This is a genomic window from Streptomyces sp. NPDC006552 (genome assembly GCF_040611655.1).
GTDB lineage: Bacteria > Actinomycetota > Actinomycetes > Streptomycetales > Streptomycetaceae > Streptomyces.
On the sequence record NZ_JBEXOS010000041.1, the window covers coordinates 33,891 to 58,987 of the forward strand.

At 68.4% G+C, this 25,097-nt stretch carries 14 protein-coding genes and 3 pseudogenes; 4 read left to right on the top strand and 13 right to left on the bottom strand.

Going from position 1 to position 25,097, the window contains the following annotated elements; translation table 11 throughout:
- Positions 1-10 precede the first annotated feature (10 nt).
- Positions 11-1,834: a gamma-glutamyltransferase gene (gene ggt / locus ABZY33_RS23015; RefSeq protein ID WP_356493509.1), complete on the bottom strand. Its 1,824-nt coding sequence runs from the start codon at positions 1,832-1,834 to the stop codon at positions 11-13.
- A gap of 103 nt (positions 1,835-1,937) precedes the next feature.
- Between ggt and ABZY33_RS23020 the strand changes: the two are divergent.
- A pseudogene (locus tag ABZY33_RS23020) lies at positions 1,938-2,298 on the top strand (hypothetical protein); the annotation flags it as partial.
- Positions 2,299-2,479: 181 nt separating this feature from the next.
- Here ABZY33_RS23020 and ABZY33_RS23025 read toward each other — a convergent pair.
- The 5 genes from ABZY33_RS23025 to ABZY33_RS23045 form a co-directional block, all read right to left on the bottom strand.
- Complete coding sequence (locus ABZY33_RS23025; RefSeq protein ID WP_356493510.1) at positions 2,480-3,361, bottom strand: amino acid ABC transporter permease; 882 nt, start codon at positions 3,359-3,361, stop codon at positions 2,480-2,482.
- Positions 3,358-4,002 (bottom strand): amino acid ABC transporter permease, encoded by a 645-nt coding sequence (locus tag ABZY33_RS23030; RefSeq protein ID WP_356493511.1) that lies wholly within the window; start codon positions 4,000-4,002, stop codon positions 3,358-3,360. Before ABZY33_RS23030 ends, ABZY33_RS23025 begins: the two co-directional genes overlap by 4 nt.
- 11 nt (positions 4,003-4,013) lie before the next feature.
- Positions 4,014-4,925 (bottom strand): glutamate ABC transporter substrate-binding protein, encoded by a 912-nt coding sequence (locus ABZY33_RS23035; protein ID WP_356493512.1) that lies wholly within the window; start codon positions 4,923-4,925, stop codon positions 4,014-4,016.
- A gap of 18 nt (positions 4,926-4,943) precedes the next feature.
- On the bottom strand, positions 4,944-5,687 hold the full coding sequence (locus tag ABZY33_RS23040; protein WP_356493513.1) for an amino acid ABC transporter ATP-binding protein: 744 nt from the start codon (positions 5,685-5,687) through the stop codon (positions 4,944-4,946).
- 119 nt (positions 5,688-5,806) lie between these two features.
- A complete protein-coding gene (locus ABZY33_RS23045; RefSeq protein ID WP_356493514.1) occupies positions 5,807-6,244 on the bottom strand; it encodes a DUF6278 family protein in 438 nt (145 codons plus the stop codon).
- 167 nt (positions 6,245-6,411) lie between these two features.
- Here ABZY33_RS23045 and ABZY33_RS23050 point away from each other — a divergent pair, with 167 nt between their 5' ends.
- On the top strand, positions 6,412-8,193 hold the full coding sequence (locus ABZY33_RS23050; protein ID WP_356493515.1) for an SGNH/GDSL hydrolase family protein: 1,782 nt from the start codon (positions 6,412-6,414) through the stop codon (positions 8,191-8,193).
- Positions 8,194-8,334: 141 nt separating this feature from the next.
- Here the strand turns inward: ABZY33_RS23050 and ABZY33_RS23055 are convergent, their stop codons facing one another.
- Positions 8,335-9,114 carry an exodeoxyribonuclease III gene (locus ABZY33_RS23055; protein WP_356493516.1) on the bottom strand — a complete coding sequence of 260 codons (780 nt, stop codon included), beginning with the start codon at positions 9,112-9,114 and terminating at the stop codon, positions 8,335-8,337.
- Between the two features lie 103 nt (positions 9,115-9,217).
- Here ABZY33_RS23055 and ABZY33_RS23060 point away from each other — a divergent pair, with 103 nt between their 5' ends.
- Positions 9,218-9,793 carry an isochorismatase family protein gene (locus tag ABZY33_RS23060; RefSeq protein WP_356493517.1) on the top strand — a complete coding sequence of 192 codons (576 nt, stop codon included), beginning with the start codon at positions 9,218-9,220 and terminating at the stop codon, positions 9,791-9,793.
- 22 nt (positions 9,794-9,815) lie between these two features.
- Here the strand turns inward: ABZY33_RS23060 and ABZY33_RS23065 are convergent, their stop codons facing one another.
- The gene (locus ABZY33_RS23065) at positions 9,816-10,451 is read right to left on the bottom strand and encodes an MBL fold metallo-hydrolase (RefSeq protein ID WP_356493518.1); all 636 of its coding nucleotides are present in this window, start codon (positions 10,449-10,451) and stop codon (positions 9,816-9,818) included.
- A gap of 70 nt (positions 10,452-10,521) precedes the next feature.
- On the bottom strand, positions 10,522-11,811 hold the full coding sequence (locus tag ABZY33_RS23070) for an alpha/beta fold hydrolase (protein ID WP_356493519.1): 1,290 nt from the start codon (positions 11,809-11,811) through the stop codon (positions 10,522-10,524).
- A 573-nt stretch (positions 11,812-12,384) separates the two neighbouring features.
- On the opposite strand from ABZY33_RS23070, the pseudogene ABZY33_RS23075 reads away from it, so the two are divergent.
- A pseudogene (locus tag ABZY33_RS23075) lies at positions 12,385-12,631 on the top strand (transposase family protein); the annotation flags it as partial.
- Between the two features lie 440 nt (positions 12,632-13,071).
- Here the strand turns inward: ABZY33_RS23075 and ABZY33_RS23080 are convergent.
- The 4 genes and pseudogenes from ABZY33_RS23080 to ABZY33_RS23095 form a co-directional block, all read right to left on the bottom strand.
- Positions 13,072-13,238: pseudogene (locus ABZY33_RS23080) on the bottom strand (diaminopimelate decarboxylase); the annotation flags it as partial.
- Positions 13,239-13,619, bottom strand: coding sequence for an ankyrin repeat domain-containing protein (locus tag ABZY33_RS23085; protein WP_356493520.1), 381 nt, complete (start codon positions 13,617-13,619; stop codon positions 13,239-13,241).
- A gap of 64 nt (positions 13,620-13,683) precedes the next feature.
- Positions 13,684-20,154 carry an RHS repeat-associated core domain-containing protein gene (locus ABZY33_RS23090; RefSeq protein WP_356493521.1) on the bottom strand — a complete coding sequence of 2,157 codons (6,471 nt, stop codon included), beginning with the start codon at positions 20,152-20,154 and terminating at the stop codon, positions 13,684-13,686.
- 97 nt (positions 20,155-20,251) lie between these two features.
- Positions 20,252-24,538, bottom strand: coding sequence for a LamG-like jellyroll fold domain-containing protein (locus ABZY33_RS23095; protein WP_356493534.1), 4,287 nt, complete (start codon positions 24,536-24,538; stop codon positions 20,252-20,254).
- Positions 24,539-25,097: the final 559 nt, after the last annotated feature.

The window sequence follows — 25,097 nt, forward strand, 5'->3', positions numbered from 1 at the left end:
GCGGGCCGGCTCACCGGCCGGGGTCGACCACCATCGCGGAGCCGCCGCCGCGCCGCACCGTCTCCGCGGCGGCGAGCCACTTGCCGCCCGGAAGCCGCTGGACGCCGGTGGCGGCGCCGATCTCCGGGTTGGCCTTGAAGGAGTGCCCGATCGCCTCCAGCTTCCCGCGCAGCGCGCTGTCGTACAGGGCGGGTTCCAGCTCGGTCTGCGCGGCGTTGCGCTGGCTGGCGCGGGGCGCCGCGATGGCGTCGACGAGCGGCAGGCCCCGGTCGAGGAAGCCGGTCAGGGTCTGCAGGACCGTGGTGATGATGGTGGCCCCGCCGGGCGAGCCGAGCGCGACGACTGGCCGCCCGGCCCGGTCGAGCACGATCGTCGGGGCGATCGAGGAGCGCGGCCGCTTGCCGGGTCCCGGCAGGTTCGGGTCGTGGACGGCGGGGTTCGCGGGCGCGAAGGAGAAGTCGGTCAGTTCGTTGTTGAGCAGGAAGCCGCGGCCGGGCACGGTGATGCCGCTGCCGCCGGTCTGCTCGATGGTGAGGGTGTAGGAGACGACGTTGCCCCACTTGTCGGCGGTGGTCAGATGGGTGGTGTTCTCGCCCTCGTACGTCGTCGGGGCCGCCTTGTCACCGGTCTTGCCGCAGGCGCCGGGGTGGCGGGGATCGCCGGGCGCGAGCGGGCTCTTGAGCACGGCGTCGTCCGAGACGAGGCACTCCCGCGCGTCGGCGAACCGCTGCGAGAGCAGCTGCTCGGTCGGCACGTCCTCGAAGGCGGGGTCGCCCACCCAGCGGCCCCGGTCGGCGAAGGCGATCCGGCTCGCCTCGATGAACCGGTGCAGGTACCGCGTCTTCGACGCCTTCGACAGGTCCGTGCGCTCCAGGATGTTGAGGGCCTCGCCGACGGTGGTGCCGCCGGAGGAGGACGGCGGCATCGAGTAGACGCCGAGCCCGCGGTAGGAGGTCTTCGAGGGGGCCCGGAACAGGGCGTGGTACGCCTTCAGGTCCTTCGCGGAGAGCTTGCCGGGCCGGGCCGGGTACGACGAGCCGGGGGCCACCGGCGGCTTGTTGACGGTCTTGACGACGTCGGCGCCGATGTCCCCGCGGTACATCGCCCCGGTCCCCTCACGGGCCAGCTCCCGGTACGTACGGGCCAGGTCGGGGTTCTTGAACGTCGAGCCGACGACCGGGAGCCGCCCGCCCGGCAGGAAGAGCCGCGCGGTGTCGGGGAAGGCGCGGAACCGTGCCTCGTTCTGCGCGGTCTGCGCGCGGAACGTGTCGTCGACGGTGAATCCGCGGCGCGCCAGCCGCTCCGCGGGCGCGAGCACCGCGGGCAGCCGCTTGGAGCCCCACGCGTCGAGCGCGGCCTGCCAGGTGGCGGGGGTGCCGGGGGTGCCGACGCTCAGGCCGCTGGTGACCGCGGCGTCGAAGGGGAGCGGCTTGCCGTCCTCCAGGAAGAGGTCCTGGCCCGCCGTCAGCGGCGCCGTCTCGCGGCCGTCGAGGGTGTGGACCGTGCGGGTCCTGGCGTCGTAGGCGACGAAGTAACCGCCGCCGCCGACGCCGGAGGAGTACGGCTCGCTCACGCCGAGCGCGGCCGCGGTGGCGACGGCGGCGTCCACCGCGTTGCCCCCGGCGCGCAGCACCTCGATCCCGGCCGCCGAGGCGTCCGCGTCGACGCTCGCCACGGCGCCGCCGTATCCGACGGCGACCGGGGCCTTCCGGGCGGCGCCCCCGGCGCCGCCCGGGCCGTGGGCGGCCGCGGTGGGCGGGGCCGCTGCCCCGACCGCCACCATCGACGCCGCCACCGCGCACAGGGCCAGATTCCGCGCGACTGGACTCCTCATCAGTACCTCCGGTCAACAGGCGTCTGCGCAGCGTAACTTGAGTTCGTACGGCCGTCAGGACCCCCTTGAACACCGGTGCGTGTGTTGGTGGGAGTGCGCGCCCATGACGGAAGACGTGCGCATCCTCGTCCCCGGCCTGATCGCGGCGGGCGTCGGCGCCGCGCCGGGCCGGCTCGCCCGCGGCTCCCTGGGGAAGCGCCGGCTCCGCCGCGAGCAGGCGTTCTCCGGGCTGCCCGGCAACGCCGAGTCGCTGCTGGTCGTGGGCCGCGAGGCGGGCGGCCCCGAGCTGACGGTGCGCCGGCACGACGTCTTCGCGCCCCGCCGCGAACCGGGCCCGGACCGCGGCGCCTTCCGGATCGGCGCCGAGCGGTACCGCCTGGAACCGGGGATCGCCGAGGACGTGGTCCTGGCGCGGCTGACGGCGGGCCGGGCCGGCGACGCGGCCGGTCTTCCTCTTCTGCGGCCACTCCTGAAGCTAAGGCTGTGAGAACCAAGGGGAGCGGTGCCCCTGTCGCGTACGAATGCGACAAGGGCCCGCTCGGCCTCGGCAAGCAGGCGCGTCCCGTCCCGCGCGCAGCTGACCTTCTCCGCACGGGATGTGCGGAGTGATCTCCGGCTGCTGGGCGGTGACTGCCCATGCTCCGCCTACTGCACCCCCGGCAGCAGCGTCCCTGGTTCCGCCGCGGCGACGTCCGCGGCGTCCGTCTTGGGGTTGCGCCGCTGGCGCTTGGACACCCACCGGGCGAACCACGACAACACCATGCACATCCCGATGTAGATCGGCGAGATCACCATCACCACGGGGATGAAGGGCAAATCGTAGTCGAGGTTCGACGCGATGAGCTTCCCGGCATGGAGGAACTCCTCATAGGTGATCAAATAGCCGAGCGAGGTGTCCTTCAAGGCCACCACCAGCTGGCTGATGATGGCTGGCAGCATGGCCCGGACCGCCTGCGGCACGAGGACGTGGGTCATGACCTGCGACTTGCGCATCCCGAGCGCGTAGGCCGCCTCGTGCTGCCCGCGCTCCACGGAGTTGATGCCGGAGCGGAAGACCTCGGCGAGCACGGAGCCGTTGTAGAGGGTCAGGCCCGCCACGAGCGCGGACAGGGGCTCCGCCTTCAGGGCCACGTAGATGAAGAAGATCATCACGAGGACCGGCATGGCGCGGAAGAACTCGACGAAGAGCGTGGCGAGCCGGCGCACGGGCCAGTGGTCGGAGAGGCGCCCCACGGCGAGGAGGGTGCCGAGCACGAGCGAGAGGACGGCCGCGAGGGCGAAGGCCTTGAGCGTGTTGCCGAGGCCGCGCAGCAACAGCTCCTGGATGCCCTTGTACTCGAACGGTGTCCACTTCGTGCGGGTGAACTGGTCGGTGTCGAAGAGGAGATAGAGGACCCAGCCGAGCAGCGCGAGCACGAGCAGCGTGGAGATCAGCCCGTAGAGGCGGTGGCGGCGCTCGGTCCTGGGGCCCGGGATGTCGTAGAGGGCGGTGGCGCTGTGGTCGAGCGCCTTCATCGTGCGCGTCATCGGGCGACTCCCCAGCGCTTTTCCAGGAGGTTGAAGACCGCGCTGATGGCGAGCGTGATGATCAGGTAGCCGAGCGCGATCCAGACGAACGTCCAGATGATGTTGTAGCCGAGCTCGCTGAGGGTCTTGTACGTGCCGAGCAGCTCGACCACGCTGAACGCGCCAGCGATCGCCGAGTTCTTGGCGAGGGCGATGAGGGTGGAGCCGACCGGCGGGATGACGGACCGGAAGGCCTGCGGCAGGATCACGGCGGTCAGCGTCTGGGCGAACGTCATGCCGAGGCTGCGGGCCGCCTCGCCCTGCCCCCGCGGCACCGTGTTGATGCCCGAGCGCAGCGCCTCGCAGATGAACGCGGAGGTGTAGCAGCCGAGCGCGAGTACCGCGAAGACGGTGAAGGGCAGTACGAGCCCGAAGCGCGGCAGCCCGAGCAGGACCGCGAAGAAGAGCAGCGTCAGCGGGGTGTTGCGCAGGACGGTGACCCAGGCGGTGCCGAGGGCGCGGAAGGAGCCGACGGGCGCGACGCGGAAGGACGCCATGACGAAGCCGAGCACGAGGGCGAGGATCGAGGCGTAGACGGTGAGTTCGACGGTACCGAGGAAGCCCTTCCAGTACGTCGAGAAGTTGTCGGTCAGGACATTCACGTGGCCCCTCCTCAGCTCGCCGGATAGCGGTCGACGGCGGGCGGTTTCGGGGCGGGCGCGCCGGACAGGCCGAGCGTCGCCGCGAACGCCCGCTTCCAGTCCCCGTTCTTCTGGCGGGCCTCCAGGGCGTCGTTCATGGCGGACCGCAGCGCGTTGTCGCTCCTCGGGAGGCCGATGCCGTAGGGCTCCTTCGAGAACGGCCGGCCGGCCAGCTTCATCTCGTCGGGCGCCTTCGCGGCGAATCCGAGCAGGATCGCGTCGTCGGTGGTGACGGCGTCGACCTGATAGGTCAGCAGGTTGTCGACGCAGATCGAGTACGTGTCGTAGGCGACGAGGTCCGCCTCGGGGTGGTCGGCCTGGATGCGCTGGTAGGGGGTGGACCCGGCGGCGGAGCAGACGCGCTTGCCGTCGAGGTCGTCCGGTCCCTTGATGCCGTCCTCGTCGGTGCGCACGAGCAGCGACTGACCGGCCAGATAGTAGGGACCGGCGAAGCCGACGAGCTTCTTGCGGTTGTCGTTGATGGTGTAGGTGCCCACGTAGTAGTCGATCTGGCCGTTCTGGAGGGCCGTCTCGCGGTTGGCGGAGGCGATCGTCTTGAAGGTGATCTTCTTGGGGTCCAGGCCGAGCGAGGCGGAGACCATCTTGGCGATCTCGATGTCGAATCCGGAGTAGACGCCGTTCGCCGGGTTCTTCTCGCCGAGGTAGGGCTGGTCCTCCTTGGCGCCGACGACGAAGTGGCCCCGGCGCTCGGCCTTCTCCCACGTGCGGGAGGCGGGCAGGGAGAACCCCTGGGCGACGGCGTACCGGGGCAGTCGGTCTCCAGCCGGGCCCTTGACGGGCGGGCTGCCGTCCTTGCCGCAGGCGGTGGCGGCGAGCGCCGTCAGCGCCAGGGCGGCGAGCAGTTGTAGCGATGTGCGCGACATGCGTGCTGCACTCCCCCGTCAGTGCTTGAGGATCTTGGAGAGGAAGTCCCGGGCGCGCTCGCTCTCGGGGTGGGTGAAGAAGTCCTCGGGGGCGCGGTCCTCCACGACGGCGCCGTCGGCCATGAAGACGACGCGGTCCGCGGCGGTGCGGGCGAAGCCCATCTCGTGGGTGACGACGACCATCGTCATGCCCTCGCGCGCCAGTTGCCGCATGACCTCCAGGACCTCGTTGATCATCTCGGGGTCGAGGGCCGAGGTCGGCTCGTCGAAGAGCAGGGCCTTGGGGTCCATGGCCAGGGCGCGGGCGATGGCCACGCGCTGCTGCTGGCCGCCGGACATCTGCGCGGGGAACTTGTTCGCGTGCGCGGCGAGCCCGACCCGGTCGAGGAGTTCGCGGGAGCGCCGGTCGGCCGCTTCCTTCTTGCGCTTCCTGACCTTCACCTGGGCCAGCGAGACGTTCTGCAGGACCGTCTTGTGCGCGAAGAGGTTGAAGGACTGGAAGACCATGCCGACTTCGGCTCTGAGCTGCGCGAGCGCCTTGCCCTCCGCGGGCAGCGGCTGTCCGTCGAGCCGGATGGATCCGGACTGGATGGTCTCCAGCCGGTTGATCGTCCGGCAGAGCGTCGACTTGCCCGACCCCGAGGGGCCGATGACCACCACCACCTCCCCCTTGCCGACGGTGAGGTCGATGTCCTTCAGGACATGCAGCTCCCCGTAGTACTTGTTCACGTCACGCAGCTCGATCAACGGATCGACGGCCATGGCAGTACCTGCCCACTCTCAGCTGTGTCGGTCCGCGCAAACTATCCATGCAGATATGGGACTTAGCAGACGACACGCACTTATGGGCATTAACCGTATTTGCGGCTCAACGACAGGTCCTAGGACTCCGCGGCCTCGGCGTAGAACTGGGACAACTCGGGGGCGCCGCTCGCCGCCCAGGCCTGGCCGGCCTCCACGACGTCGATCTCCCGGCCCGACGCGAGCCGCACCACCGGCTGCCCGTTGGGCCAGATCACCCAGGCGGCGCCGGGCACCCGGCGCACCAGGACCGTGCCGAGGTACAGACCCGCGTCGTTGCCGAGCCAGAGCAGCGCCTCCTCGTCCTCCCGCCAGCGCGGCACCAGCTGGTCGAGGGCCTCCAACGACCGGACGGAGTCGTCGAGTTCGACGCCGGAGCGCTCGGCCTGGGCGCGCAACAGCTCGCACTCGGCGAGGAGTTCACCGACTCCGGCGGCGCCGGCACCGTCCGGCGGGAAGACGGCCACGGCCGCGGCGCCGTGCCTCTTGCGCCAGTTGTCCACGAAAGGGATCTTCATACCGTCCACCCTCGCATCCGGCCCCGCGCTCGCACCACAGGCGCGCTGGCCTACGTTCCCGGTGAGTTCACGCCGCATTCGGGCGTACCTCGTTGACGCCTTCCCACCCCCTTCCTACCTTCGTGGCGCACCTGTCACACCGGCCGCGACACGGAAGGGAGCCGGTCTTGCGCCGACGCACCTGGGGAACGACCGTCCTGCTGGCCCTCTGCGCGGGGCTCTGCCCGCACACGGCGGCCCAGGCCGCCGCCCCGCACCGACCCGGGCCGCTCCCGCTGGAGCGGCTCTTCGACAACCGGGCGGTCAGCGACGACCGGTCACCCGCGCGGGCGGACTTCGACGGGGCGGGCGGCTCCCTGTCCGCGCAGGACCTGACGGCCGCGGGCTGGACACCGGGGACCGGCCTCGGAGTTGAGGGCGCGCGGCTGACCTGGCCGCGCTCGGCGGGGTCCGGCCCCGACAACGTACGGGCGAACGGCCAGCGGGTCCGGGTGAGCGGCCAGGGCGACGCGCTGGCGTTCCTGGTCGCCGGCACCGGCGGGGACGCCCGCGGTCCGGGCGCCGTGCGCTACGCGGACGGGACGCGCTCCGGGTACACGCTCACCGCCCCCGACTGGCGCGCCGGACCGCTCGCCACGAAGACGGTCGCGCTGCCGCACCGCAACACCCCGGGCGGCCAACTCCTCGACAGGACACGGCTGTACGTCGTGACCGTGCCGGTCAGGGCGCACCGCCGGATCGCCTCGGTGGAGCTGCCGCGGGCCACGGGCGGCGCCGCGCTGCACGTGTTCGCGCTCTCGGTGCGCGCGGCGACGACGGGGTGGACCGGGACCTGGGCGGCCTCCCCGGCCGGGTACACCGCGGTGGGTCCCTGGGCGGACCGCACGGTGCGGCTCGTCGTGCACACGAGCGTGGGCGGGCCGCGGGTGCGCATCCGCCTCGACAACACGTTCGCGTCGACACCGGTACGGATCGGGAGCGCCTCGGTGGCGGTACGGGAGGCCGGGGCGGCGGCGCGGGGCGCGCCCGTGCCGCTGCGGTTCCGGGGCGCGCGGGGCGCCCGGCTGCCCGCGGGCGCCCAGGCCTACAGCGACCCGGTCGGCCTGCGGGTGCCCGCCGACGCCGACCTGCTGATCAGCTTCCACCTCCCCGATCCGGTGGCCGCGGCCCCCGTGCACAGCCAGGCCCTCCAGACGTCGTACGTGAGCGGGCCCGGGGACCACGCGGCCGAGGCGGCGGGCACGGCGTACACCGCGACGCTCGCGTACTGGCCGCTGCTCACGGGCGTCGACGTCGGCGGCGGGCCGGGCTCCGTGGTGCTGCTGGGCGACTCCATCACCGACGGCGTGCGCTCCACGCCGGACGCGAACAGGCGGTGGCCGAACGTCCTGGCCAGGCGGTTGCTGGCCCAGTCGGACGTGCCGCGCTACGGCGTGCTGAACGCAGGCATCTCGGCGAACCGGGTGGTCGCCGACCGCTACCCCGGGGACGGGATCTCCACGGACACCGGCGGGGTCAGCGCCCTGCGCCGGCTGGACCGGGACGTGTTCGCACAGACCTCCGCGCGGACCGTCGTGGTCTTCCAAGGCGTCAACGACGTGCGCTGGGGCGCGAGCGCGGAGCAGGTCGAGGCGGGGCTGCGGGAGGTCGCGCGGCGGGCCCACGCGCGGGGGCTGCGGGTCGTCGGGGCGACGATCACCCCGTGCGGAGGGGAGGCGCTGTGCACGGCGGCGGCCGACGCGGAGCGGGTCGCGGTCAACGGGTTCCTGCGGGGGCCCGGGTCCGGGTTCGACGGGGTGCTCGACTTCGACGCGGTGCTGCGGGATCCGGCCGAGCCGTCGCGGATGCGGGTGGAGTTCGACAGCGGGGACCACTTGCATCCGGGTGACGCGGGGCTGGCGGCGCTGGCACATGCGGTGCCCCTCACCACCCTGACCCCGCGCCCCTGAGGGGCGCTGGAGCTGCGGCGAAGCCGCATGCTTCAGGGGCGCGGGGAACTGCGCGACCAGCCACGACGGTGCGGCAGCCGAACGACCACCGTTGAGGGGCGCGGGGAACTGCGCGAGGAGCCCCACCGGGCCGCGGCCGCGTCACACGTCCAGATCCACCACCACGGGGGCGTGATCAGACGCCCCCTTCCCCTTACGCTCCTCGCGATCGACATACGCATCCTTCGCCGCCGAAACAAACGCCGCGTTCCCGTACACCAAGTCGATCCGCATACCCCGGTTCTTCGGGAAGCCGAGCTGGCGGTAGTCCCAGTACGTGAAGGGCCGGTCGTACTTGAGGGGCCGCGGTACCACGTCGGACAACCCCGTGCCCCGCAGCGCGGCCAGCGCCCCCCGCTCACCCGGGGTGACATGCGTGGCCCCCTCGAAGAGCGAGATGTCCCAGACGTCGTCGTCGGTCGGCGCCACGTTGTAGTCCCCCAGGACCGCGAACGGCCGGGAGCCGCCCGCGTCACCCGCGACGGCCGCCGTGAGCGCCTCGAACCAGCGGAGCTTGTACGCGTAGTGCGGGTGGTCCACCTCGCGGCCGTTCGGCACGTAGACCGACCAGACGCGGACCGGGCCGCAGGTCGCGGAGACGGCGCGGGGCTCCTCGACGCCGTCGTAGCCCGGGTCGCCGGGCAGGCCGCGGACGACGTCCTCCAGGCCGACGCGGGAGAGCACCGCCACCCCGTTCCACCTGCCGTCCGCGTGCACCGCCGCCTCGTAGCCCAGCTCCCGCAGCTCGTCCGTGGGGAACTGCTCCGCCGAGCACTTGGTCTCCTGGACGCAGAGCACGTCCGTGCCGCTGGACTCCAGCCAGGCGAGGAGGCGCGGGAGGCGCGCGGTGATCGAGTTCACGTTCCACGTAGCAATGCGCATGCGTCCCAACCTACCGGGCGGGTCCGACAGCGGGCCCGTGCCACCTCGGCACATAGACAGGCAACCTTGCAAGTTTTCCTGTCAGACAGGTAGCCTGCCGAGTATGAGCATCAGCACCCCCCTGGACGAGCGCCCCGCCCTCGTCCTCATCGACCTCCAGAACGGCATCCTCGGCCTGCCCACCGTGCACCCCTCCGCCGAGGTGCTGAAGAACGGCGCCCGGCTCGCCGACGCCTTCCGCGCCAAGGGGCTCCCCGTCGTGCGTGTCCGCGTGACCTGGTCGCCCGACGGCGGCGACCTGCCGATGAGCCGGTCCGAGGGGCCGGGCATGACGCAGGCGCCGCCGCCCGAGTTCGCCGAGTTCCCGGCCGAGCTGGGTCCGCTCGGCGACGACATCGTGATCACCAAGCGGCACTGGGGCGCGTTCACCGGCACCGAGCTCGACCTCCAGCTGCGCCGGCGCGGCGTCACCCAGATCGTGCTCGGCGGCATCTCGACGTCGATCGGCGTCGAGTCGACCGCCCGCTCCGCGTTCGAGCTGAGCTACCACCAGGTGATCGTGACGGACGCGACGACCGACACGGACGCCGCGTCCCACGAGCACTCCTTCGGCAAGATCTTCCCGCGGATCGCGGAGCTCGGCACGACGGACGAGGTGCTCGAACTCCTCGGCCGCTAAGGCCCGTTCGACGTCCGCGGGGTCAGAGCCGGGCCGAGTCGCCGGGCGTCAGCCGCAGGTGCTCCGCGCCGCCGAGGCCGCCGATCTGCCGGTCGTAGATCGGCCGGGCCAGATCGGTCAGGAGCGCGTCGTGGATGTCGTAGGCGCGGTCCGGCTTCACCTCGCGTACGTAGTCGATCACCTCGGAGATCTTGTTCCACGGCGCCATCACGGGCAGCATCAGCGTCCCGACCGGGTGGTCGGGGACGGTGAGGGCGTCGCCGGGGTGGAAGACCGTGCCCGCGTCGACGAGGTAGCCGACGTTCGTGACGCGCGGGATGTCCGGGTGGATGACGGCGTGCAGTTCGCCGTGGACCTGGACGTCGAAACCGGCCGCGGTGAAGGTGTCCCCGTGGCCGACCGTGTGCACCCGGCCCGGGAACGCGGCGGCGAGCTGCTCCGCCACCGACTTCAGGGTCCAGATCCGCGCGCCGGGGTTCTCCTCCATCCCGGCGCGCAGCCGTGCCTCGTCGAAATGGTCCGGGTGCTCGTGGGTCACGAGGATCACGTCGGCGCCGAGGGCCGCGTCCTGTTCGGAGAACCCGCCGGGGTCGATGACCAGGGTCTGTCCGTCCTTCTCCAGGCGGACGCAGGAGTGGGACTTCTTCGTGAGCTTCATGGCTCCATCCTGCTCCTCTCGGACCCGCACGGGCGCGGGGAGCCGGGTGCGCGCGCTACCTGCCTGCCGCTCACTCCGGCGGGGTCGTCTCCTCGCGGATCACCTGCTGGGCGACCTTGAAGGCGGCGCCGGCCGCGGGGACGCCGCAGTAGACCGCCGTCTGGAGCAGGACTTCCTTGATCTCGTCGGCGGTCAGACCGTTGCGCAGCGCCGCCCGGGTGTGGGCGGCCAGGCCGTCGAGCTGGCCGCTGGCCACCAGGGCGGTCAGGGCCACGCTGGACCGCATCCGGCGGTCCAGGCCGGGGCGGCTCCAGACCTCGCCCCAGGCGTAGCGCGTGACGAATTCCTGGTAGTCGCCGGAGAAGTCGTCGGCGGTGGCCAGGGCCTGGTCCACGTGGGCGTCGCCCAGCACGGCGCGGCGCACCTTGAGGCCCACGTCGTGCCGGTCGGGGCGGACGGCCGCCTCGGGCTGCGCGGCCGCGGCGATCTCGGCGACGGGGGCGACCGGCGGGGGCGGCGGCGCGAGGACCGGCTTGACGGGCGCGGCCGGGATGGCGTGCTGGCCGGTGTCGTAGGCCGGGAGCCAGGCGGACGAGAAGTGGCGCACGAGGAGGTCTGTGACGGCCGCGGGCTGCTCGACCGGGGCCAGGTGGGAGGCGCCGGGAACCACCGCGAGCCGGGCGTCCGGGATGCCCGCGACGAGCGTACGGGCCTGCGCCGGGCCGGTGACCTGGTCCTCCGAGCCGACCAGGACGAGGGTCGGGACGCCGATGGCGCCCAGTTCGGCGCGGATGTCGAAGGCGGCCAGCGCCTCGCAGGCGGCTATGTAGCAGCCGGGGTCCGTGGTGCGGACCATCTGGACGGCCCAGTCCGTGATGGCGGGCTGCGCGGCGGCGAACCCGGAGGTGAACCAGCGCTCGGGCGACGTGCGGGCGATCGGGTCCAGGCCGTTGCTGCGCACGATGACACCGCGCTGGCGGAACTCGTCGGCGGTGCCGAACCGCGGCGAGGCGGCGATCAGGGCGAGCGAGGCGACGCGCTGCGGGTGGCGCAGCGCCAGCTCGGCGCCGATCGCGCCGCCGAGCGAACAGCCCGCGTACCCGAAGCGCTGCACGCCGGCCGCGTCGAGCGTGGCGAGGAGCCGGTCCGCGAGCCCGGCGACGGAACCGACCGGGTGGGCGGGGGCGCCACCGTGGCCGGGGAGGTCGAAACGGAACACCCGCCACTGTCTGGCCAGCTCGGGCACCTGGCGGTCCCACATGTGCCAGGTCGTGCCCAGTGAGGGACCCAGGATCAGGACCGGGGCGTCTTCCGGCCCGTCGAAGCGGTATTGCAGGGTGTTCTTCGGCGTCTCACTCACCTGCCTGACCCTCTCATCAGTCACTACCGCCCCTATGACTGGGGTGCCGTGTACGTACGTCTGACCAGGTGGAAGACCTTTCGTACCGTCTCGCCGCAGCGCATGCCCGTCCCTCTGCTCTCTGCTCAGCCCGTCAACGCGTCGCGTTGCCGGTACCGGGTGGCGTCAGGCGGTCAGGTAAGTGAGAGAGCCTTGTTGATCGGCAGGCCCCTACGGGGACACACCCCGCCGACCCGGCACCGGCAACGCACCGTCCTCAATCCGCAGCCGACAGGGTGTGATCCAGGCACTTCGGCCAAGGTAGTCATGAGTCAGACCTCGGACTCGGGACAGCACCCGCCCATTCTCCCAGCGAGGATGCTGCGGCGAGGGAGAATTCCCGAGATCCGTTCTTCGCTGGGCAACCACAGTTCAGGCAGATCCATGACTGATCGAACTTCAAAACTGGTCCGGGACCGGCATTGGCGGGCAGCCGAGCGGGGGGCGATCACTGAACCTCTTTCATCCTGTGCGGGCGGGTGAAATGGGCTGGTCAGCCGGGGTGGTGACGAGGCAGGGCCCCTCGTCGTTGGCGTGGTGATTCCACCCAGCACACCAGCGACCGAAAAGGCCCTGTTGGTTCCGTCCCGCATGAGCTCGTCGAGCATGTTCCTGGCTGCTCTACGAGCACCGCCGCGCACGCAACACCCGCTGGCGGAAGCTCGGCTGCTTCGACCAGGCACTGCTCACGCTGGTCCACCTGCGCAAGAACGAGACGTTCGCCCAGCTCGGCGCCGGGATCGCGATATCGCAGGCCACCGCCTGGCGCTACGTGGACGAGGCCGGGCCAGGACGGGCCAGCCCAGTCGAGGGGCTCGTCGCCGAGGCCGAGGTAGATGTCGGTGAAGTAGCGCGGGTAGGAGATCGGGCCGTAGCCGCGGCAGTGGACGTAGTAGGTGTACAGCAGGCCCGGAATGATCATCAGCGCGCCGACGAGGACGGCAGGTCGAGGCGCAGCAGGCAGCCGGTGAGGAAGCGCCGGGCGCCGCGGCGTTCGCACGAGCCAGGGATGAAGACCGCCGAGACGAAAGAAGAATAGGCTCATGAAGAAGGCCGACGACCGCGGACAGCGTGCCCAGTGCGGGGATGCGGGGCTGGTCTTGGACGCACCACCAGTCGGCGGGGCCGTAGGGCTGGGCGGAGTGGCGGCCCCGGCTGGGGGCTGGCCGACGCCCCAGCACGGAACATCCTCGCTGGCGCGGGGTCGACCGTCTCTCCCCCAGCGAGGAGGTCTCCGGGGCACAGGTCGGCGGGGAGTTCGGCGTCGGCGGCCAGGATGTCGCCCGCCTCGCAGTGCCGACCCACCACGGTGACCCACTCGCGACCGGCCGGAATGTACTGTGGCGTCCGATCAGGCATGGCGAGTAGCGGACGCCGTACAGGGCAGGCTAGCCAGCGCTCCGCTTGCCCGGGAATTTATTCAGCAATCGAATCGCAGGTTCATGATTATACCTCTGCGCCATTTCCAGAGCAGTTTTTCCGCCATCCGATGTGAAGTTGGGGTCCGCTCCATATGCAAGCACAATCGCAGTCAGGGCCGCATTCACCGCGGTTCCGGACTGCAGCGCCGAGTCACCCTCAAGCTCGATCGCATGCTGCAAGAGAGTGAAGCCGAAGCAAATTTCATTCGGATCGGCCCCGGAGTCAAGGAGCGATGCAAGCTCCTCGTATTCGCTCATTTCGACCGCCTGATGAAGGGGCGACCATGGCTCAACTTCGGGGAACTTTGGGGTAGTCAAAATGACACTCTCCTGCTCTTTGATCAGCAATGGTTGAGGGTGACCGTCCGCGGGATGGTCACCCTCAACCCTCGTTCAGAACGTCGACTCTACCTCACTTGCCCGACGTGTAGTTGATTCTGATATTCGGGAACTCTTGAGCAAACTGGCCGATGACGGGGGTGCAAGAGACACACGCCTGCTGAGTAGAGTACAGGGTGAGAGACCCGCTCACGTCAGAAGGTTTACCGAGTTGGTTGGCGATATACGTGAGCATCTTGTACTCCGTATCGAACTCGCGACTATTGTTTCCCGTAGCGGTCGCACGGTAGCGGACCGGGTTGCCCTTTGTCCCCACGTCAGGAACGACGCCTGTTCGCTGCCTTTTCTCACCGCTCACCGAAAGAAGCATCTGGGCATCGCCACCGTTGGTACGCAGCACGCCAGCCAGTCCTGCCTTCTTTTTGCCAAACAGCCTGGCGGCGATCTGCGCGTCAACAGCTGCTCGCGCCGCTGCACTGTCCGCATAGACCTCAGCCCGATTGAGCAGGCGCCCCTCGAATCTCTTCGAGAGGGTGACCGCCGCACCACCAGCCATGCTGGCGCCACCGGATGAGAATGCGCCACCGGCGACGTCGCAAGCCGTGTCGTCGTGGTGCACCATGCAGTTGTAGTAGTCGTCGAGGACTGTGAGGTCCTTGAGGTCTTGTCCTGCACGTTCACGGAAGCCGGCGTCACACCCGTTACTCACCGACACACCACAGATGTTCGCGTTGGTGATCTTGGGTGCCTTCATGGCGTAGTCGAGCGTCGCCGAGCAGACCAGGTCACAGGTGTTGGTGAAGACCCGGTTGTCGTAGTTGCTCAGGTGCGCCATTTCCCACGGGTATTTGTCCTCCCATGACTCACCCTTCATCATGTCCGGCGCGGCATGCGACTCCATGAACTGCGCTTCGGCATCGCACTCGTTGCCTGTGCAGGAGAACGACGAGAGACCGGTCGGGTCCGATGAGGTGACGGGATTGTTGGCGGCATAGGCGTAGCCGTTGAGAGTTTGCGGGTGGTCGGTCTCCAGGAGCGGGTCGACGGAGACGAATCGGCCCGTTGCGGGGTCGTAGTCACGGGCTCCGAGGTGGGTGAGGCCGGTGGCGGTGGTGTCGTCCGTGCCGCCGACGAAACCCTTGCTGCCTGACCAGTTCTTTGGTGTTTCGCCGCGGGTTCCGCCGAAGGGCACGCTTCGGCGCTGGGCGATGGCCAAGTCGACGGCGTCGATGGAGAGGAGGCCGGTTCCCTGGTGGTCGCCGATGGTGAAGTCGAAGGTGCCGTCGTCGCTGCGGATGGCGTTCTGTCCACCGCCGAGGTCGAAGTAGCGGGTGGCCTTGGCCGTGTCCGCGCCCTTGGCGATGGTGACCTCTGTGTGCCCGAGGTAGAGCGTGGTTCCGGTGCTGGTGCGACCGATCAGACGGTTGCCGTCGGCGTCGTAGACGTACTCCGTGGTCTTGGCGCCCTCGGTGACCTTGGCGAGGTGGCCTTCGGAGTCCCAGGCCAGACTCTGCCCCGGTCGAGCCGTTGTGTTGCCGGTGGCGTCGTAGTCGTAGGTATCGGTCTTGCTTCCGGACGGGCCGGTCGTGGTGACGGACTTCAGACCGTGGTCATGAGGCTGTCCGGGGCCCGGGTAGGCGTAGGTGCGCTTGATGTTCTTGGAAGCGTCACCCGTGGGGTCGTGCAGGGTCTCGGTGCTGCGGTTGCTGGCCTTGTCATAGGTGTAGGACTGCCAGTACGACGCCGGGCCGCCGATCTTGTCACCGGCTGGTGCGGCAGCGCATGCAGTGGTGTTCTGGGTCCACGCCTCCGAGAGGCGGTTGAGGTAGTCGTAGGTGAAGCACTGGTTGTCTATCCCAGTCCGTGAGACGTCGGACATGGACAGGATGTTGCCCGACTCGTCGTAGCCGTAGGTGACGCTGCGGTCCACCCCACTCTGGCCGGTGCGGTCGACGCGCGAGTTGGACAGCCGCTGGGTGCCCCATTCGTAGGTGTTGGTGACCTGAGCCTTCTTGGTGCCATCGGTCAGGCCCATCGTGAACTGCTGAGGCTTGCCGGTCAGGCTGTAGCTGACTCTGCTGGTCATGCCCTGGCCGTAAACGGACGTGGGGCGCAGGGTCTGGTCCTCGTAGTCATAGTTGACCGAGCCACCGGGCAGAGAACCTGCCGCGGAGTAGCTCATGGATGCGACGAGGCCGGACGGCTTGAAGGTCGTTCCGGTCTGGTAGGTGCCCTGCAGCTTCCCTTCTGCAGCAGGAATGACCACGGCCGTCCTGATCGGACGGTAGCGCCGGTCGTAAGCGTTGATCTTCGAGGTGTACGCCTGGTCGCCGACGTAACGCGTGGATTCGGCGAGCTGTCCCTTGGCGCCACTGACCGTGTCGTAGACCCACTTGGCGCGGAGCGATCCGGTCGCACTGCCCTCGTGCAGTTCGGTCTTGCGGCCGAGGTTGTCGTACACAGTGACGAGCTTGGGCACGTCGGTACGTGCGTCGTCGACGGAGACGAGCTGGCCGCGGTCGTCATACTCGTTGACCGTCTTTCCCCGGTCGGGGTCGGTCACGGTTTTTTCGTGGCCCAGCTGGTCGTAGGTGTACGTCCACGAGCTGCCGGCCGGGTCGGTGACCTTGTCCAGTTCGCCGCGCGGGTTGTAGTGGTAGACCGTGCTGTCATAGGCGGCGTCGGCGCTGCGGGTGTGAAGCTGGCGGAGTTCCGTGGTGTTGCCCCGCGCGTCGCTTACCGTGGTGGTTCCGGTACCGCCGACGGGCGGAATGACCGTGATCCGGTCGCCTCCATAGATGGTCTTCGTGGTGTTCAGGACTGTTCCGCCGTCCCCATTGCCAGCGATCTGCTGGACTTGGATGGGCCGGTTCAAACCGTCGTAACTGGTACGAGTCTGGCTCTCCACGCTGAGCGCGTCAGCAGGCTTGAAGAGATCTGTACTCGGCTTGACCGTGGTGTAGTACGGCGAGAAGGTCTTGGCCTCCAGTCCCCGCTCGTCATAGAAGACATCCGTAACCAGGGAGCCGTTGTCAGGACCTGGTGTCTGGGTCTGACGCGAGCGCAAGAAACCGTCGTACAGCACATAGGTCGCGACCTGGCCACCGTTGTTGTCCAGTGTCTTGGTGGCAACCGCTACCGGCTTGCCTTCCGTGTACGTGTAGGAGAACTCGTAGTTCGGGGTCTGGGTGTTCTGACGGTCGGCCAACCAGACCTTGATGGAACGGCCGAGAGCGTCGTAGGCAAACTCGGTGGCGTTGCCATTGGTGTCGGTCTGCTTGACCGTCTGGCCGCGCAGATCCAAATCCTTGGTCGTGGTCTGCGCGGTGGTGGCGTCCAGCGCCTTGGCCGGCGGCGTAGTCACCTTTGTCTGAGTGAGAAGTCCGGTAGCGGGTGAGTAGGTCGTGGTGGTGGTGCGTCCGTCGCTGCGCGGACTGCGCACCGGTGCTGCACCGCTCGTGGCGGTGACGTCCGCCGTGATGTCGGTGTTGGTGAGGACACGGCCGTAGGAGTCGAACGTGGCACCTGACTCCAGGTAGGTGGCCTTCGTTCCGTCGTGGCTCTTGAGCGTGGCGCTTGCGGTCACGTCCCCCTTGGTCGGCGCCTCTCCGTATGCCTTGCCGTCATACGCCGTCAGGGCGTCGGACTCGACGTCCTTGGACCGGTCGGGCGTGGCGTCGCAGGCGCCAGTGACGGTCTCCACACGGGACACCAGGTTGAGGATGTTGGCAGCCGTGTTGGTGGCGTAATCGGTGCGGATGCAGCGGTTGTCCGAGGCGGTGGACGTGTCACCTGCGTCGTGCTGGACAGTCACCCTGCCGGCCACAGTGTCATGGCTATAGGAGCTGTAGGTCTTGCGCCACTTGCTCCCGGCTCCGTCGTCGAGGGAGGTCCAGTTGTAGGTGTTGAGCGTGCCGGTGAAGTTGGCCGTGACGGTTCCCCAGTCGCGCACTTTCTTCGCCGTCTCGTAGTGCCAGGGCTGGCTGACCTGCTTGGAGATGGCCTTGCCGTCGGGCTTGTCGAACGTGACGGACTTGTACTCGAACCCGGCAGAGGACGCATGATCGGTGATCGCGTCGCCCTCGCCGTCGCCGAGGGCGACGGTGACCGACTTGGTACCGCCGGACTTGTTCTTGCGGTCGCCATCCATGCCGCGAAGGAAGTACGAGTCCTTCTGGGTCTTCATCGCGTCGGCGCCACCCTGGCCGCCGGTCTGTACGCGAACCTGCCCGTAGCCGCGCCACTGCGACCAGGTCTTGCTCTTCTCCTTGGTCAGACCGTCGTCGTCATCGAAGTGCCAGGCCGCATCGCCCAGGTACTGGTACTTCGTGACCTGATCGGGAGAACCACCGGTGCGGTCGGTCGCAGTGACCGAGTTGACCACGTACTTATTGAACCACTGCAGTTCGGGGTCGCTTTCGCTGTCACCGCCGATGTACTGCGGGAAACACCGCGTGGTGTTCGTCTCCGGCGTCGGCAGATTGCTCCAGTCACACACCGGCGCCGAGTAGTTGGCGTCGATTTGCCCACCGGACTCGTCGGCAATCGTGGACAGGCGGGCCTTGATGAACGGTGCGTAGCCGTCACCGGTCTTGTCGAGCCGGTTGGCCAACTGCGTATAGGCGAGGGTTGTCTTGGGCAGCGTGATGGACGGGCTAGCCGATTCACCGGTGTGCTGAATGCTGTCGAGCAGGAGTTGGTAGTCAGTGTCGGCCATACCCCAGCGGTGGTTCAGCTTCCAGGAGTCGACCTTGCCGTAGGTGCCGTCGGACTTGAGGAGCTGTGTGGTGACCTCGGTCAGCCGCTTACGCGTCCAGAACGAGGGCGACAAGCGGCCCTTGTCGCAGTCCGTGCCCGCCTTGCAGTTCAAGTCCCAGGGCGTGTCGTACCAGTAGGCGGCCTTGTTATCGATCGTATCGGCGGCACACGTCACACCATCCTGGGGCAGGCAGCGCTCAGCGTTGTCGAAGACCACCTGGGCCAGCGGCTTATCGGCGAACATCCTGGAAGACGTCAGCCCGTAGTCGAGGCGCTGCAGGTAGCCACCACGGGTATAAGAGGTGTCGTCTGTGGCCTTGAGGTTGCGGCCGTAGGAGTTGGTCTCCTTGCCATAGTGGTAGGCCATGGCGTTGCCGTGCGGGTCGACGACATAGTCAAGATTCCACCGCCAGGCTTGCTGGCACCAGGAGTCGGCGAACGCGTCGGCGTGGCACGGCTCGCCGACGTCGTCGCCGAAGACCGGTACGGTCCAGGTCGAGTCGGTGGTCTCCTTGCCGTCGGCCCAGCCCGGGAGCCGGTTGTATCCGAAGTAGTAGCGGGTGCCGTCGGGCGCGGTCAGCCGCCAGTACTCGCCGTCGTCATCGCCGTTGCCTCGATTGGTGGACTTCAGACGGGCGATGCGCGTGCCATCGTCCTGCTTCAGCTTGAACTCGTCATCCTTGCCGGTCGCGACGAGTTCACCACCCTTGCCGTTGAAGGTGATGAAGGCGTTGTCGTAGCCCCAGCACTGGTCTCCGGGCTTGTTGCCATCGGCGTTCTTGACGCCGTCGTCTGCGCAGGGCTTGTAGCGCCGCTCGATGAAGCCCGGGGACAGGTCGAAGCCGTCCCCGGCCCACGAGCCCTGGTTATTCGTGCCTCCCGTACGGCCGTCGATGGAGCCGGAGGAGTAGGACAGGCTCACGTCGGGCTTGAGGCCACCGGGCACTCCGGGGGTGCCCATGGGGTAGGACCAATTGAAGTCACCGGTGTTGAGGTTCGTTTTCCATGCGGACGACGGCGACAGCGGGGTCGCCTTGTAGTCACCCTTATCGCCTGACGCCGCCGGTTCAGCGGCCAAGACGGTCGCGGTGCCCGATTGAAGGGTGATGCTCTTCGCCGTGAGCGTGCTGCTGCTGGTGTCGTTGGCCGTGGAGATGGGCTTCCCGGTCTGACAGTTCTTCTTGTCTGGGGAGGTCAGCACGCACGCGGGCAGTTCCACCAGCGTCAGTCGCGAGGCATAGGAGCCGCCGAAGGCGGTCTTGAAGGCGCTGTAGTCCACGGCCACCGACACATCGCCGGACGGCTCAGGTGCCGTCTTGGTCTTCTGCGGTGTCAGGGTGAACAGCATGCCCTTCACGCCAGCGCGCTTTGCGTGCTTGCGGTCCAGTACCCGGGTGGTGACAGCGGTCACCCGGGACTCGCTCGACCGCGTCTTGCCTGCTCGCCGAGGGGCGGCCGGCCCTATGCTGACGGGCTGGTCTTCGGCCGGAGCGAGCTTCTTGTCAACCTTACTGTCAGGCAGGATCACGGTCGTGGTGGTCGACTTGGGCCATGTTGCGTGAGGGGCTTTGGCCGGGACGCGGGGGCCCTTGGTCAAGGTGCGAGGCTTTACGCGGATGGAGTGCGCGCCCTTGACGGGCTTCTCTGCGTTCGGCAGCCCCGGTAGGGCGCCTGCGGTGGGAGTAGCCACGAGCTGGAGGAGCGAGGCGACCAATGCTGTGGACAGCAGCGTTACCGCTGGTCGTCGGAGCCCGCCTCGTTGGCGGGCCGTTCTGGTTTTGGACATGCGTCATCCAGGTCTGGGGGGCGCCGGCGGGCGGTGCCCACGAGGAATTGGGAAGGGGCTGGGCCGGGAGCAGCATCTGCTGCTCCCGGCCCAGCGGTCAGGATCCGGCGGGGACGTCGGTGGGGATGTCAAAGAACTGGCCGGACAGTTCCTGGACTTGGCTGTCGTTCAGCGCTCCTTGGAAGGCCCACACGTCATCGATGTTGCCGGGGAAGTAACTGCCCCACTTGTCGGCCGCCTTGGCGCGGCCTACCTGCAGGGTGCCTCCGGTCTTGAAGGTGAGGACGTTCTCTGCCCAGGCGATGAGGTCCTGGCACGAGGTGTCGTCGGCATTGCCGTCACCGTTGTCGTCGCTGCAGGCGGTTTCCTGCAGAACGCCGTTGACGTACAGGCGCGCTTCCTTGGCGAACCCGTCGTAGACCAGGGCCAGGTGGTTCCACTCGGTGACCGGGTACATCTCGGTGTTGGAGACGCTCGCCATCCCTGGGGCCGCGACGTCCTGGTCGTGAAGGTCAGCCGTGAAACTGCCCAGTCCTGCAGGATCCTTGGGATCCGGGGTGAAGTGCAGGTCGAAGGGGCTGGTGTGGGTGCCGTCCGCGCTGAGCACGGACACGTTGTGGTCTGGGATGGCCGCGGCTCGAGCCCAGGCGGTGACGGTGAAACTGGCCGAGGTGTCCAACGGCTGCTTGGAAGCAGCCGCGTAGTCATCGGTGCCGTCGAGTTCCAGACCGCTGTTGTCGATCCAGCCGGCGCCCTGGTGCGCTTGGGCTCCCAGGTTCATGGTGTTGGCGTTGTCGGACAGGTCCGCTGTGGTGGCCGGGGTGCCCTGGATCTGCTCGAAGTTCCAACGGCCCTTGACCAGGGCACGCTGCTTGAACATCTGCTGGGCTTCCTCAGCAGAGACGGGCCGGTCCAGGACGCGGACGTCGTCGATGGTGCCGGGGAAGTAAGCGCCCATGGCGCCGCTGTAGTTACTGGCGCCGATGTACATCGACTGGTCCGCGTAGAAGGCATCCACCAGGGTGGTCGAGCCGGCCTTGACGCCGTTGACGTACAGAGTGAGCGTGTTGGCGATGGTGTCGTGCACGCCGATCAGCTGCACCCACCGCCCCACACACGGGCTCTGGCCGTTGACCGGTGCGCACACGTTCACACCGTCAGGCTGCATGGCGCGCACCGGGGTGGCGTCGGGGGCGTCCGCGGAGTACTGGTTGAACGCCCACCGGTCGTAGGCGGACGAGTAGTACAGCTCGAAGCCGGGTTTGTCCTTGCCTGCCTGCGCAGTGATGACCGCGGCGCCGTCCGGCTTCTTATCGAGGCGGGCCCAGGCCGAGACGGTGAAGCTGCGTTCGGTGTTCACGTGCGGCCCGCTGGTCTGCCCGATCTTCGCGTAGCCGGACGTACCATCGAAACGCGTGGCATTACCCGCGATCCCCTCGACGCCTGGGGTCACTTTGCCGCTGTACTTGGCGGGCAGCACCCCACCATGACCGGTGATCTCGGTGGCGTCCGACGGCTCGTCCAGGTCGAAGACGGCGATGGCGGGGCGGCCAGGGTCACCGATGGTCTGCTTGGCGTTGAGCTTGTCGACCTCGTCCTGCGCCAACGGCTTGTCGAAAATCTGCAGCTGGTCGATGCTGCCGGGGAAGAAGCACTCCGAGGTTCCGGTGAGGTTTCTGCCGCCGATCTGCAGACCGCGCCGCGCCTCCCACGGCGTGCTGTAGGGCGTGGACGCGGCAAGCTTGCCGTCCACGAACAGCTGCAGAAGATCGTTGGTCGAGGAGTACGACCCGACCAGATGCGTCCAGGTCCCCGCTGTGACCTTGCTGGTGTTGCCCTGAGCGGCGCGCGCGATGCCGCCGTTGACGTCGTCAGTCTTGTACTGGTTGAACGACCAGCCGTAGGTGCTCGAGTAGTACAGCTCGAGTCCTGGCGCCGAGTTGCCCGGCATCACCGCAACGTCTGCCGTGGTGGTCGGGATCTTGTCAAGCTTGACCCAGGCCGACACCGCGAAGCCACCACTGGTGTTCACCGGCGTCAGGTCCGTCGAGGCGTAGCTGTCGGTGCCGTTGAAGTGCACCGCGGTGCCCTGCACGCCCTCTACGCCCGGTGTCGCCCCGCCGTGCAGGGCCAGAGTGCGCGCCGACGTCGAGCCCTTCGCTTCGGTCGCGGTCGCTTCCTCGTCGAGCTGCCAGGTAGCACGCTCCGGCTGACCGGCCTTGACCCGGTACCGGTAGGTGCGGATCTCACTGCCGTTGCCGGCGGAGTCGAATGCCTGCGCTGTGAAGAAGTTCAGGCCCGCTTTGGCCGGGAGCACTTTCGCGATCTGCGCAGCACCACCCGACGTGGTGATCTTGTTCTTGGAGGTGGGGTCGCCATTGACGCCGTACCAGTACGTGGTCACATCGGTCTCGGCGGCCTTCACCTGGAACGAACCGTAGCGGCCCACGCCGTCGTACCACGGGTCGTTGGGGTCCTCCGGGTCGGAGGCCGGGTACTCACCCGAACTGACCGAGGGTGCCTTGGGGACCTTGGTGTCATAAACGAAGTAGCAAGCTTGCGGATCACCGGCGTACGACCAAGGCGAGTACTGCGCCCCGTCGTACACGCGGGCGTACCAGTTGACCGTCTTGTTCTGGGGGATAGAGGACGGCAGGCTGATCGCGAAGTCCGAACCCGACTTCTTGGCCGTGGTCTTGGCCGGATTCCACGAGCCGCCGTCCCAGGCGGCCTGGAACTGGACGGAGACGCTGTCGCCGTCCGGGTCGGTCACATTGTTCGCGTAGATTTTGCCCAGGGTGCGCACGTGTGCGGCCTTGGACGACGGCTTGCACGTGCCGCCGTACTCCATGGTCAGCTGCGAGGTCTTCATCTGCGCGGGCGGGCGGTTGTAGTGGACGCGCAGGTAAGCCTTGTCGGAGAACCGCTTCCAGCCGTAGCCGTCTGACTCGCTGCCGGCCTTCAGGCCGAACGTCATGGTCGAGTCATGGTCGTTCGCGGCCGTCTGGACCGCGGACTTCACATTGAACTCCGCGTCCTTGGCGCTGCAGCCGGAGTAGCCGTAGGCGAAGGAGTCCGAGGCAACCTGCTTGATCCAGAACCCGGACGCGTTCTGTGAGTTCCACGTGGTGCTGTCTGAGATGCCCTTCGTCTCCCATAGCTCGACCTCACGCTTGCTACACGAGGCGGACCATGTGTTGCGGACCACGAACTCGGCCGACAGGATCGACTTGCCTGCGAACTTGGATACGGGGATGCGGTAGAAGAGCCGCTTGGTGTCATTGGGCTCGCAGTAGTTCCAGTTGCAGTAGCCCATACCGGCATCGGAGTCGCCATTGAACTTCCACTGAGGGGACGAGGCCCAGTACTTCGACGCCATCGTCCACGCCGAGGTCCGCGGCGAGTACCACTGGGGGTCGATGAACACTGGGTACCGCGTGTCCTTGCCCTTGAGCACATCTGCATCCGGGGTCAGGACCAGCTCGTCTTGCGTGTCAGGCACGTTGACGCCGACGGGAGCCAGTTTGCCCGACTCGCCAGCAGCAGGTTCGGCATCTGCGCTGTCAGCCGCTGCTGACAGGGCGGCCTTGGTCGCCGGGGCGGTCGATCCGGCCGCTGTGCCGGTGCTGGAGTCCCACATCATCGGCTTGGGGGCCTCGAAGACGGCACCCTTGGCGCCCGGGTCGGTGGCCGTGAGCCCACCATCCGCGGTCTCGTTGACGTCCAGGCCTCTGGAAGCCAGCTCGAGGCGCAGCTCGGCCAGGCTTTTGCTGGCTGCGGCCTCGGCCGTCTTCACCACCAACAGCTGGGTGAAACCGTCTTCCTGGGCGCCCATGCGCAAGTCCACGCCGGGCAGCACGTCGTGATAGGTGGCGGTGTCTCCGCTCACCTCAGGCTTGGGTAGAACAGTCGGCCATGACAAAGACAGGGTGCGTCCCGCGCGCTGCAGCTTGACCAGAGGCGACTTGTCGCCACCACCGGAGAACTGCAGGCCGACCGTCGCAGCCTTAGGGGTGACCGTCCCCTCCCCGGTCACCTCCAGGTCCGTGTCGACATGCTTCCAGCCGCCGTCCTGTCGCGTCCACACCGGACGCAGATACTCGCGAGCCTCCAGATCCCCCTGTGGTGTCGCGAAGACCTCGCTGCTCTCGCCCCGTTGGGAGACCACCTCTACCGGCTCCCCCGACTTCTTCGCCCTGGCCAGCGCCTCGTCCTCCGAGGCCGCCGGCCCCGTCGACTCCGCGCTCGCCGAAGCCGCTGTACTCGCCGTTGCCACGGGCGCGCCGACCGTGGTGAGCGCCGGCAGCACACCCGCACCAAGCGCCGCGCTGACGATCACCCCCCACCAACGCCGCCCAGACGGTCCCCGCCCCAGCCTTTGCATACCCTCCACGCCCTGCTCATGAAGTTCTCATTGTTACCGGCGTGAACTTAAGTGCTTCTTACCTTCGTTGACCAGGGAGCACTTCGGCGGCGAACCGGACAAGACGGGCGGTTTCAAGGTGACCTTCAACACAGAAGCAAATGGTTGTACGAACGGGAGATGCAGTTCCGTAACCTTCCCGCAGCCGCTCGATTACGTAGAGGTCTGGGTTCGTCGGACAGACGCTCCACATCACGAAGCGCCGAGGAGCGGGATCATGTGCGGACCGGCTTGAGCCGTCATCAGCGCACCACCAGCTGGCGCGCCCCCGGCCTCTGCCAGTGCGGTCGAGACCTGCCGCATAGCCCACATGGTCACCCAGCCCACTGCGACACTCAGCGCACAGGCCGCCCAGTTCGGACGCCACGACCCGAGCACGCCGCGGACTCCGACAGCCTCCTCGAGCGGGATACGCAACTTGTGCAGAGCAGCGTTTAGTTCTCGGCTGCGAGTCCCTGCCCAGCCTCGCCGCTGGGGTCTCCTGAGCCAGAGTCTGTGGCGGTCCCACAGGCGCACCGAC

Bases quoted from the DNA above. Each gene is read 5' to 3' on its own strand.
- ABZY33_RS23055 (WP_356493516.1), bottom strand. From the start codon at position 9,114: ATGCGCATTGCTACGTGGAACGTGAACTCGATCACCGCGCGCCTCCCG.
- ABZY33_RS23025 (WP_356493510.1), bottom strand. From the start codon at position 3,361: ATGACGCGCACGATGAAGGCGCTCGACCACAGCGCCACCGCCCTCTAC.
- ABZY33_RS23060 (WP_356493517.1), top strand. From the start codon at position 9,218: ATGAGCATCAGCACCCCCCTGGACGAGCGCCCCGCCCTCGTCCTCATC.
- ggt (WP_356493509.1), bottom strand. From the start codon at position 1,834: ATGAGGAGTCCAGTCGCGCGGAATCTGGCCCTGTGCGCGGTGGCGGCG.
- ABZY33_RS23090 (WP_356493521.1), bottom strand. From the start codon at position 20,154: ATGTCCAAAACCAGAACGGCCCGCCAACGAGGCGGGCTCCGACGACCA.
- ABZY33_RS23035 (WP_356493512.1), bottom strand. From the start codon at position 4,925: ATGTCGCGCACATCGCTACAACTGCTCGCCGCCCTGGCGCTGACGGCG.
- ABZY33_RS23045 (WP_356493514.1), bottom strand. From the start codon at position 6,244: ATGAAGATCCCTTTCGTGGACAACTGGCGCAAGAGGCACGGCGCCGCG.
- ABZY33_RS23095 (WP_356493534.1), bottom strand. From the start codon at position 24,538: ATGCAAAGGCTGGGGCGGGGACCGTCTGGGCGGCGTTGGTGGGGGGTG.
- ABZY33_RS23040 (WP_356493513.1), bottom strand. From the start codon at position 5,687: ATGGCCGTCGATCCGTTGATCGAGCTGCGTGACGTGAACAAGTACTAC.
- ABZY33_RS23065 (WP_356493518.1), bottom strand. From the start codon at position 10,451: ATGAAGCTCACGAAGAAGTCCCACTCCTGCGTCCGCCTGGAGAAGGAC.